The following is a 10,698-nucleotide window of genomic DNA, read 5'->3' on the forward strand; positions in this document are numbered from 1 at the left end:
TGCGCTTCAACTCTGCTGTGAAATTGCACAAGATTGCTGAGCAGCATGAAGGAAAAGAACGCCAGCGTTTAGAGAAGTTTTTGGAAGACTTCCAGAATGCAGATCTAAAAGAAATGGAAGACTTGATTAAAGAAGCAAAAGCGAAGAAGGAAAAGCTTGGTATCAACAAAAAAGACCGTAAGCGTTTGAAGAGTGTATACAAAGAGCAGCTCGTAAAACGTTCAGCAATTAAGAAAATTGTGACGGCTTGGATCGTGACTGTGCCATGTTCTGCAGCACTTGCAGCATCTATTTTCTTCTTGATTAGACCATGGATTGTTGTCTAAAGTTGACCAAGTGGTTGATATATATAGGGTTCTTGCGTTTACGGTCAAATTGACTAAATTTTAAGCAGTGTAAAATAGGTAAATTACTCTCCCAATTTGTGATTTACCTCTCTATAATCCGCGAGCACTGCTACGCTTAGCCGTGGAAATCCAGTATTTAATAGTGAGTCTAGTTTCATAATGCGTATTGAGAATGACATCAAACTTGGTTTTAAAGACGTTTTATTTCGCCCAAAACGTTCAACCTTAAAAAGCCGTTCACAAGTAAGTCTTGAACGAACGTACAAGTTTAAAAACAGCGGTCAGACATGGACAGGCGTTCCAGTTATCGCTGCGAATATGGACACCGTTGGCACATTCGAAATGGCTGAAAGATTAGCCAGCTATAAAATGTTAACGGCAATGCACAAGCATTACACCGTTGAAGAGTGGACTGAGTGGCTTGGTAAGCAAGAAGATTCAATCTACGATCACATCATGGTGTCTTCAGGTACGTCTGATGCTGACTTCGATAAAGTAAAGGCCATTGTTTTAGCGAACCCTAAGCTACGTTTCATTTGTATTGACGTTGCGAACGGTTACTCCCAGCACTTTGTTGATTTCTTGCGCCGTGCGCGAGCTGATTTCCCAAGTATGATTATCATTGCGGGTAACGTTGTAACGGGTGAGATGGCAGAAGAGTTAATTCTATCTGGTGCGGACGTTGTTAAAGTCGGTATCGGTCCTGGTTCTGTTTGTACAACACGTGTGAAAACTGGTGTGGGTTACCCGCAGTTGTCTGCAGCAATTGAATGTGCTGATGCGGCGCATGGCCTTGGTGGTCACGTGATCTCTGATGGTGGTTGTACTTGTGCGGGCGATGTATCAAAAGCATTTGGTGCAGGTTCTGATTTCGTCATGCTTGGCGGTATGCTTGCGGGTCACGAAGAGTCTGGTGGTGAGCTAGTCGAGCGCGATGGCAAGATGTATAAGCTGTTCTACGGTATGTCATCATCAACTGCAATGAACAAGCACTCTGGCGGCGTTGCAAACTACCGTGCGTCAGAAGGTAAAACTGTTGAAATGCCATTTAAAGGGCCGGTCGATAACACAGTTCAAGATATTCTTGGTGGTGTTCGTTCAACATGTACCTATGTTGGCGCAGATAGCTTGAAAGAGCTTTCGAAGCGTACAACTTTTATTCGTGTGCAAGAACAAGAGAATAACGTTTACGGAAAAGAGTAAAGCGTTCTGTAGTATTGCATTGAAAAAGCTCCTGTTAAGGGGCTTTTTTTGTTTTTGGTGTGTTATTAACGGTGTAAGAATATGAATCTAAAAATAAAGCATTGCTTGCCGATTTGCGCGCTAATGTGTGCTTCTAGCATTAGCCTTGCTGAAGAGTCTACTAACACAAGTGCGACAGCGGTTGATAACTCATGGACCTATATTGGCTCGGACATTTATGTGGGTAGTTCTGATTTGTCGTATGAGCCTTCTCGCTCAGGGTCTATTTATGACCAAACCGAAGAGGGTGATATTGTCGGTGTTCGACTTAAGCTAGGTACTAAAAAATCTTCGGGCTGGCGCTATCAGGGAAGTTTTTTTGTTGAAGACTTTGAAGCCTTTGATAATGTCACTACAGGACTTGGTTTCTCTCTAGCGAAGTCTTTTGGTGAAGGTGAGATAAAACCATTTGTACGTCTTGGTTTCTCTTACGGTAGTGTAGAAATCGATGATACGCCGTTTATTAATTTTGATGATGATACGCTTTACTTCTTCGGCATTGATGCAGGTATTGGGGGAGAGTACAAATTTAATCAAGACACTGAATTGGTATTTGGTGTGGACCTTGGAACGCGCGCTTGGCAGTCGATTGATATTATTGGCTTGGGCCCAAATACCACGCTTGAGCCAGAAGATGATCCAGTTACGGTATATGCTGGCGTGAACTTTAAAATCTAATATACAGATGAGGAGTAATCCGTGTTACTCCTCATCAAATATACTTATTTCTCTTTCATATCTTTATACGTTCTGAATATCTCTTTCAAAGGCCGTTTTGGCGTAAAGCTAAACTCCTTTTCAAACGCGCTTCCATCGATGACCACAGGATAACGGAAGTAGTTAATCAAATAAGACGGAAACGACTTTAAATTCAGTACGCGAGAAATTAATCGTGGCAGCATTGGCGGGATTGACGGTACAGGGATAGATTGGCAGCCCGACAAAGCAAGTGCATCCTGAAATGCCACCCAATCTCTCGGTGCTACGTTATAGACGCCTCGCTTATGTTTTTTGTGCGCAAGCTCAATCGCATCGGCCATATCTTCAATGTGAATAAACTGCATGACAGGAGAGAAACCGAGTAAGCTAGGCGGACGTTTACTAGAAAGCAGTCGACTAATAGAGTTATTGACGCCAGGCCCGACGATATTACAAGGACGGAGAATCGTGATGTTTAAATCAGGATATTTCCAAAGGTAAATATTGGCGAGGTTTTCAAGCTCGACTGAATCTACCAAATCCTGCGTTAACTCTGCTGCTTTGAGTGGTGCAGACTCATCGATTAGTGCTGGGTTGTATGCGTCAGCACCATAAACATGAAACGTCGATAAAATAAGCACATGTCGAACACCGTATTTATGACTCAAATCCATGAGTTTTTGTGTGCCTAGTACGTTGGCGTTATAGCGACGCTGCATAGTGAGTTCGCTACTTTGGATACGGCCAAGGTGGATGACGTAGTCGAACTTGTAGGTTTTAAATAAATCTTCAAAGACGCGCTTGTTATAGTCCAGCTTATAGCTAGGAATATTATCGCTATGAAAGGTTTCTTTTCTAAAGTCGACGGCGATGATCTGACAGGATTTTCGCAATCGTTGAATCACCTGTTGAGCCAAAGCCCCCGCTGCACCGGTAACAAGAACAATCGGTTTGTTGCGCTTACTCGCTTGAGATTTAGTTGTTGTTTTACTCATTTAAAAAATACTTTTTCTCTGTTCTAGGCCTTTCGCGATGAGCTGCCCGATAGATTTTTTCACTTTTTCAACGCGTCGGATCACCTGATCTTCGGTGAGCTCTTCGTTTTCAAAATAAATTGGCTTACCAAAATTAAGGTGAACCTTTGCAGGAAAGATAAAGGGCAGGGCAACCGGTACATATGGCACACCCAGAAGTTTCGCTAATGGCTTTATATTTGCGATGGCAGGGATCGTTTCTTCACACCCCACGACACCCACTGGTACGATCGGCGTGTTATGTTCCATCGCTAGACGCACAAAACCATTGCCAAAACGCTGCAGTTGGTATCGGTCTTTGTACATCTTTCCTGAGCCACGAATACCCTCTGGGAACACAATAACGGCTTCGCCATTTTCGAGCATTTTTGCGCAGTTTGTAGGGTCACCCAGTACTGCGCCCAATTGATTAAGAATGTTTCCAATATAGGGCACAGTGGGAAAGAAGCGCTCAATCATTGCACGAGGATAGCGCGGTGCATGATCGCGATTCGCAACGGCATAACCAATTAAGGTGCCATCAATAGGGAGCTGTCCGCTATGGTTGGCGATAATTAAAACAGGGCCATCATTAGGTATGTGTTCAAGACCACTTGTTTCAACACGAAAATATTTGTCGTAAATGTTGCTAAACAATGAGAATACGATTTTGTTCGTATCGGTGTTAAACCCCCATGGATCATAGCCCAAGGAGCCAACAGGCTTTTCAATGCGATCTAGCTTTTCATCCAGTTCTTGAGAAACCAGTTGCTTTTTAAGGAACGACTTTAAATTCATATTGTTCTTGTCGAGATACTGAGCACACGGATTTGATTTTAATTAACCAGAGCCACGTTACATACTTATTAAATTCTACGCCGCTTATGATTATCGTTAAAATATTGGCGCTATTTGTTTTAATTGTTTCGTAAGCAGATATTATTCCATAACCTAATGCTTATAAACTTTTTCTTTTCCTGTTCTATTGTCAAAAGGTATCAATACAGTGTTACAGTGGTATGTAAAACAGTTTGCCGAATTAAGTGTTGAAGAGCTTTTGGGCATTCTAAGACTTAGACAAGACGTATTCATAATCGAGCAAGATTGTATCTACCCTGATATTGATGATCTTGACCAATCCTCGGTGCATGTTTTTGCAAAAGAGCAGGGCGGTGACGTCGTGGCATGTACACGCCTTGTTCCTCCAAGTTTGAAATATAAAGAGCCTTCGGTTGGCCGTGTTGTGGTCGCGCAAAGTCATAGAAAAGATGGTTGTGGCGTCGAGCTCATGCAACGCTCTATCGCAGAAAGTGAGCGTTTATACCCGGGTCAAGGAAACCGAATCGGAGCTCAACTTTATCTCAATAAATTCTATCGCTCATTGGGATATGAAAATGTGTCGGATGAGTACGATGAAGATGGCATACCACATATCGATATGTTTAGAGCGTCTTCGATGGAGTAGCAGTAGAGGGTGATTTTAGACAGAAGGGAGTCGTTCAAGGGTTGTGTTTAGAGTGGGCAGTTAAGGCGTGCTCTTACAAAGAAGCAGACATTTTTCTGTAAGGAAATTTATCGGCTGCTATGCAAAAAGAGAAAATAGAATATTTGTAGACTAAAAAGATCTATCACCTTTTTCTTTTTGCTCTTGCTTTCCAATCAATCTGCCAAATCACCACAATAAATGGAACTAACAAGGCTATCAGTAACCTAATAATTACACTCGCGCTTAAGGGCGTGATTTCTAAAACTGACAACGCAGGTCTGGATGAATCGTACAGCACTCTTACATTTCTACCGACGTAGTATTGCTTTATCTTGGAAGACGCATCGATAGTCGTGTACTCATAATCAATAATTCTTGATGTATAGGTAACCCCATCCACTTTATATTCGTACAAAATATTGTGCCGTTTCGTACCCCCTGCTGAGCCTCCAGAGTATGACCCAGAGCTAACTATCTTGCCGATTGTTTCTGAATCTATATCTGCTGATGCATATTGATAAGCAATACTTACACACCTGCCCATAACCTCAAATGCAATTAAGAGTGCTATAAAAGAGACGAGCGGCCACTTGATATACCTGAAAAACAGAAGAGCATTGAATTTCAACGTATGATATCGATCAAGCAAATTTGTTTTTGTTATGGTCATAAAAAAACGCGTGCAAATCCTTGTTTTTTAAACTCGACATTAGAGCATTTTATATAGCAATGCTTAAAAACCTTAATTGCCCCAACAGTTTTCTTTAATAGGAGAACCCTGAAATTATGTGAAAAGTATGTTTTATCAATCCACAGCTAAGGTCTGCTTCTCATTCTTAGTACGCATAACGCCAAGCTAAGCGGCGCGCATTTATGCGCGTCCTTGCTTGAGCGCCTGGTTATATGCTTTTTAATTGGTTAAACCTAATACCCAAAAACAAACCGACGAATGCTGCTAAGCAATAATAAATAAGCCTAGGAACATCATTAATTACGTCGTTTAAATCTGGGAACGTTGTGCGCTCAATATCTGGGAACACCGCCAAGGCAACAATAGGTAATGCAATAAAAATTGAATAAACAGCATACTGCCAATGAACTGCATTAGCACGATTAGCCAGACCTATTGCGATATAACATGCCAAAAAGACACCCAAATACTTAAATAGTTTGACCAACGAAAGCGCCGTAGATGCTGCATCTAGATCAGTGGAAAACAACTCATAGGCCGGCATAAACGACAATGAGATAGTTTTAAATATGAAATAAATACCTAATGAAACGAAGGTAGCTATTAAGACTGATTTTAAATTCACGCTAATCCTTTTTGCATATAACGCCTTTAGCTGCGGCGAGCGATAGCGAGTCCAGCCCAAGGTTTCTTTGGGAGATGCAGGCTAAACTTGTTAGCTGCCATTGCTATCCTCAACCACATACTTGAAAACGTAATAAAAACTTAGCGGCCAAATAAGAAAAGTTCCCGCTAAGAGTTTTTTTTGTTCATGCTTCCACGCATGGAACCATGCAGAAAAAATAAACGCAAAATTTAGAACGAACCCTGGTACAAACAGAATGATCTCATACCAATACATTTCGTTTAAATTCAGTACTCCGTCATCGTATCGTGGATCAGGAGCCGCGCCAGAGGAAATTATAAAATACGCCCACATTAGCAACACAACAGCTAGTGAGAATTGCGCGTTTCGTTTAGTTCTGAAGAGTTGAAGCATAATTTTTATGACAGCTAACGCCAAGCTAAGCGGCGTATGCGATTAGCATGCGTCCTTGCTTGAGCGCCTTGTTATGTTTATTTGTCGGTTAAATATATGACTACAGATACTGCAAAAAAGCCACATATATACAATAACGTTTTTTTGTCTTTAGACTTATCGGCAGCCCTTTGCTTTGCAGAATAAACCTTTAGGGAATTGCGCTTTGTGTCCCAGATATAAGAACCAACAACTGCCGTGACGACGAAAATAGTTGCTGCTAAAAAATGAGCGAACGAAATAAACAGCATACACCCCAAAGCGATTAACCAAATTGGAAGTATTTGACCAAAGAATGCGCCCGCTAAATGGTGCTCGCGATACAGTGATTGATTGCAAGAAGGACAAGTAATTTTAACTGTCTTTGACACTACTGCATTTTGAAATGAGTTTAGAGGGTGTTCACATTCACTCATTCGATTATTCCCTTAAAAACATAACAGTGTGTTTAACGAACCCTCCGGTCCGCTAAACACTTTATCTGTGATTTTATTTATTTCAGTTTCCGCAATCATATCAGTTATTTACGATACTTGATGCGATACCCGTCATTGGAAAATGCGGAACATTTGTTCGTATTTTTCTTTTTTGGCTTACGCGCATATCCGAGCTTTTCTAGTTAAATCAACGTTTTAAGGATGCAGCGAAGATGTGCATGAGTAGGAAAAAGCGGACCCTTTCATAAAACTGTCACAAAATCTCCGTTATTCGACGATTCAATAACTTCGTCGGCTTTTCTCTTGAAGCGGGTATTGGGTACAGATCAGTGCCAAGGTCGGCTAATGTCTAACTCCGTGCATTGCACTTTAAACAATAGATGATGTGCTTCGCTTACCCTTCGGGTCGACCGTTGGTCGTTCAACGCACTAAAGCGCTTTTGTGCTGCCTGCGCGGAAGTGACTTGATAGTAAACACTGCGTATTACCTCATTCTCAAAAGTCGAACGAAGGGACAATCCCGTCGAGCGCGTAAGCGATCCGGGTCGCCTTCAGATGAAGGTGAATTGCGAAGCAAAAGAGGCTGGCATGTGCCATCTTAAGACCTTTGGCGAAACAAAGGTATCAAGGCGCTGTCGGTCGCCACCGACAGGAAAAGAAGAATTAGCCCAGTGCTATCTCAGAAAAATTTTAGTGACTGATGTTGGCTCAACAAATTGCATAGAGTGCGATCAGAAAACCTCAACACCTAAACGCTAACCCCACATATTCTTTATGATTGCATTCAGCGCATCATATCTTTTAGGTAACTCTCTATTTTTCTTTCTAATCAAATATAGGTTTTCCTTCACGGCTTGTTTCGGCTTTAAAACTTGCAGTAATTCTGGGCTATGAAAACTGTCGATGGCGCTTTTAGGCAGCACTGTGAAGCCAATACCGCGAGTTAAGGGTTCTAGGATTTGGCTGATTTGGTTGATTGATCCGACGACGGGGATTTTAGCGATGTCCAATTGCTTTAGTTCTGGCTCTTCACATTTTCGAAAATACAGCGACAAATAATGTTCTGCATCTGGGTGAGATATTAGTCCGGAGTCTAAGAGCAGTTGCTTCCAGCTTTGCTTGATGTTTGTTTTTTTGGGGAGTACCAAGCACAGCTCCTCTTGGCCTAGCTTTTCGAATTCAAAAAAACTTTCGTTAGGGATGTCTGTCACGATTCCCTGATCGACATGCTCGTTCTTAATGTCGCTCAATATTAGGTGGTTTGGAGCCGCTGTGAGATTTAGATGAATATTCGGCTGTTGCTGTTGAAGCGTTAAGAGCTGTGGATATAGAAGCAAAGCCAGTGAACCTGAACAAGCCAAGGAGCATTTGCCTGAGTCGGGGTCATCAAAGTTCAATTGCTCAAAGAGAGACCTTTCATCGCTCATGCGTTGTTTCGCGAAGCGATAGACTAATCGACCCTGTTCCGTTATTGCGAATGACTTGTTGTTTCGTTTGATTAAATCATGACCGCAAGCTTCTTCTAGTTTATTGACGTGCTGGCTTACGCCGGGTTGTGTCATAAACAGTTTTTCGGCGGTTTGTGTAAAGTGCCCCGTATCAACGAGCGTTATAAAGGTTTTTAGCCAGGTCGGATTCAGCATATTTAAGTAAATAAATTTATATTATTAATCTGATAATAATTGATAATTTTATCTAATCAATCATTCTTTCTATCATTCTCTTATTAACTACATTAAACGGGTCAGAGAGAGTTAGGATTCAGTGATGAAAATGAATCATGTTGGGATTATGGTTGGCGATATGGATCAAGCGGTTGAGTTTTACACCAGAGCGCTAGGTCTTAGAGTGGTTATGAACAATACGAAGGTCATCGAAGAGCGAGAGTCTGCGATTGGTCGTATGTGTATTGCGGTATTTGGGGAAGGATTTAAAGGCTTCAATATTGCTCATCTTGTTACAAATGATGGTATTGGTGTTGAGTTGTTTGAGATGGTTGATCGCGAGGAGCGTCATAACGTGGATTTCTCTCGTCTTGGCATTTTTCACTTCTGCCTTCAGCTGCCAAAAGAGCAGTTTGATACAGCGATTAAACGCGTAGAAGAATACGGTGGAAAGGTGCGTATGGATATTATGCGTTACCACCCTGAAGACGAGCTAAAACAAGCGCAGATGGTTTACTTGGAAGATCCCTTCGGTAACTTGTTCGAGTTCTATTCACACTCTTATGAAGATACTTATGCTTCAGACTACGAGTAAAACAAAGGAGGGGTAGACAATGTTCTACCCCTTATTTTGCCCACCAATTTTCAACGCCTAATTTGTAGGGGAGTGGTTCGGGTAAACGCTCAAATCGGTCCCAATATGCAACGCGGTGTACTCCAATATGCCAGTTAGGCACGATGTAATGCTCATTGAGCAATACGCGATCTAGAGCATGCATGATGGTAATAACTTCTCGTTCGGAAGTTACTTGGAGAAGTTGAGCGATTAGCGCGTCGATTGCTGGGTTATTAATGCCTGCGTAGTTAAAGCTGCCTTCTACATCGACCAGATCGCTATGGTAGTAGTCGCGTTGTTCGTAGCTTGGTGCATTACCTTGGCTAAGCACAAAGGTCATCATGTCGAAATCGAAATTATCGAGTCTGGCTTTGTACTGCGCGCTTTCAACTAGGCGTGGGTTAGCTTTAATGCCAACACGCTCGAGGTTCTTAATGAAGGGCAGAATGATACGTTTTAGTCCTGCTTGACGATAAATGAATTCAAATTCGAAGGGCTTACCTGTTTCGGTATGAATCAGTTGCTTACCATCTAATTTCCAGCCTGCTTCTTTCAGTAGATCCATTGCTGCACGCATCTTCTTGCGTATATTGCCGTCGCCTTTGCTTTGCTCGAAGCCAAATTCCTTATTAAATACGCTCGCTGGAAGTTGGGTTTTAAATGGCTCAAGTAAGGCAAGTTCTGCTTCAGAAGGAAGTCCTGAACTTGCATATCGAGAGTTCGGGAAGTAGCTCAGATTGCGCGTGTAGGCATTATGGAAAAGGGCTGCGTTGGTCCATTCGAAATCAAACAGGTGTGAAAGCGCTAGGCGCACGCGTCTATCAGAGAATAAATCACGACGCGTGTTAAAAAAGAAGCCTTGTGTTCCTGAAGGAATAGAGTGCGGGATGGCTTCTTTGATGACTTTGCCGCTATTGAGAGCAGGGAAGTCATACCCCTGTGCCCAGTTTTTTGCTGTGTAGTCATAGAAGATATCAAACTCGTCTGACTTAAATGCTTCGAATGCGATGGATTGATCACGGTAAAAATCAAAGCGCACTTGATCGAAGTTAAACCGGCCTTGGTAAACGTTTAAGTCCTTACCCCAAAAGTCTGGTACGCGCTCTAAGGTAATGCTTGATCCGATATCGACCTTTCCTATTTTATAAGGGCCGCTCAGCAGGGGAGTAACTTCTGATGAGGTCTCAAAATCTTTGCTTTCCCAAAAGTGCTTTGGCAATACAGGGAGCTCGCCTGTTCTGAAAATTGCTTGTTTGGCTGCGCCGCTTTTTAAAGTGAAACGTACGGTGTCGGTGTCGATCGCTGCCACGCTATCTACATCTAATAAGCTTTGTTGGTAGCGTGGGTGGCCTTTCTCAATGAGTGTGTAGAAAGAATAAACCACGTCTTCAGCATCGATAGGGTGCCCATCATGAAAACGCGCTT

General features: G+C 42.3%; 11 protein-coding genes and 1 pseudogene. 5 read left to right on the forward strand and 7 right to left on the reverse strand.

The annotated features are described in order from the left end of the window. The 3 genes and pseudogenes from A3762_RS27295 to A3762_RS06640 all read left to right on the forward strand — a co-directional run. Positions 1 to 326, forward strand: a pseudogene (locus tag A3762_RS27295) (inorganic phosphate transporter); the annotation flags it as partial. Between the two features lie 180 nt (positions 327 to 506). After that, positions 507 to 1,550 carry a GMP reductase gene (locus tag A3762_RS06635; protein WP_068481247.1) on the forward strand — a complete coding sequence of 348 codons (1,044 nt, stop codon included), beginning with the start codon at positions 507 to 509 and terminating at the stop codon, positions 1,548 to 1,550. A gap of 81 nt (positions 1,551 to 1,631) precedes the next feature. Then, positions 1,632 to 2,267, forward strand: a complete 636-nt coding sequence (locus A3762_RS06640; protein ID WP_068754607.1) for a hypothetical protein — start codon at positions 1,632 to 1,634, stop codon at positions 2,265 to 2,267. A 44-nt stretch (positions 2,268 to 2,311) separates the two neighbouring features. Here the strand turns inward: A3762_RS06640 and A3762_RS06645 are convergent, their stop codons facing one another. Together A3762_RS06645 and A3762_RS06650 are read right to left on the reverse strand one after the other, a co-directional pair. Next, positions 2,312 to 3,283, reverse strand: coding sequence for an SDR family oxidoreductase (locus tag A3762_RS06645; RefSeq protein ID WP_068754609.1), 972 nt, complete (start codon positions 3,281 to 3,283; stop codon positions 2,312 to 2,314). Further along, positions 3,284 to 4,099 (reverse strand): lysophospholipid acyltransferase family protein, encoded by an 816-nt coding sequence (locus tag A3762_RS06650; protein WP_068754610.1) that lies wholly within the window; start codon positions 4,097 to 4,099, stop codon positions 3,284 to 3,286. 208 nt (positions 4,100 to 4,307) lie between these two features. Between A3762_RS06650 and A3762_RS06655 the strand changes: the two genes are divergently transcribed. After that, the gene (locus tag A3762_RS06655; RefSeq protein ID WP_197469093.1) at positions 4,308 to 4,766 is read left to right on the forward strand and encodes a GNAT family N-acetyltransferase; all 459 of its coding nucleotides are present in this window, start codon (positions 4,308 to 4,310) and stop codon (positions 4,764 to 4,766) included. Positions 4,767 to 4,929: 163 nt separating this feature from the next. Here A3762_RS06655 and A3762_RS28770 read toward each other — a convergent pair whose 3' ends face one another. The 4 genes from A3762_RS28770 to A3762_RS06680 form a co-directional block, all read right to left on the reverse strand. Continuing rightward, complete coding sequence (locus A3762_RS28770; protein ID WP_068754611.1) at positions 4,930 to 5,457, reverse strand: DUF3592 domain-containing protein; 528 nt, start codon at positions 5,455 to 5,457, stop codon at positions 4,930 to 4,932. A 229-nt stretch (positions 5,458 to 5,686) separates the two neighbouring features. After that, entirely contained in the window at positions 5,687 to 6,103 is a 417-nt protein-coding gene (locus A3762_RS06665) for a hypothetical protein (protein WP_156493301.1), read from the reverse strand. A gap of 491 nt (positions 6,104 to 6,594) precedes the next feature. Beyond that, complete coding sequence (locus A3762_RS06675; RefSeq protein WP_068754614.1) at positions 6,595 to 6,972, reverse strand: hypothetical protein; 378 nt, start codon at positions 6,970 to 6,972, stop codon at positions 6,595 to 6,597. Positions 6,973 to 7,748: 776 nt separating this feature from the next. After that, positions 7,749 to 8,636, reverse strand: coding sequence for a LysR family transcriptional regulator (locus tag A3762_RS06680; RefSeq protein WP_068754616.1), 888 nt, complete (start codon positions 8,634 to 8,636; stop codon positions 7,749 to 7,751). Positions 8,637 to 8,760: 124 nt separating this feature from the next. Here A3762_RS06680 and A3762_RS06685 point away from each other — a divergent pair, with 124 nt between their 5' ends. Then, positions 8,761 to 9,252 carry a VOC family protein gene (locus tag A3762_RS06685; protein WP_068754618.1) on the forward strand — a complete coding sequence of 164 codons (492 nt, stop codon included), beginning with the start codon at positions 8,761 to 8,763 and terminating at the stop codon, positions 9,250 to 9,252. A gap of 31 nt (positions 9,253 to 9,283) precedes the next feature. On the opposite strand, the gene A3762_RS06690 is transcribed toward A3762_RS06685, so the two are convergent. Further along, the coding region (locus A3762_RS06690) for an extracellular solute-binding protein (RefSeq protein WP_068754620.1) at positions 9,284 to 10,698 on the reverse strand (1,415 nt) is incomplete at its 5' end.

The organism is Oleiphilus sp. HI0125, assembly GCF_001635355.1.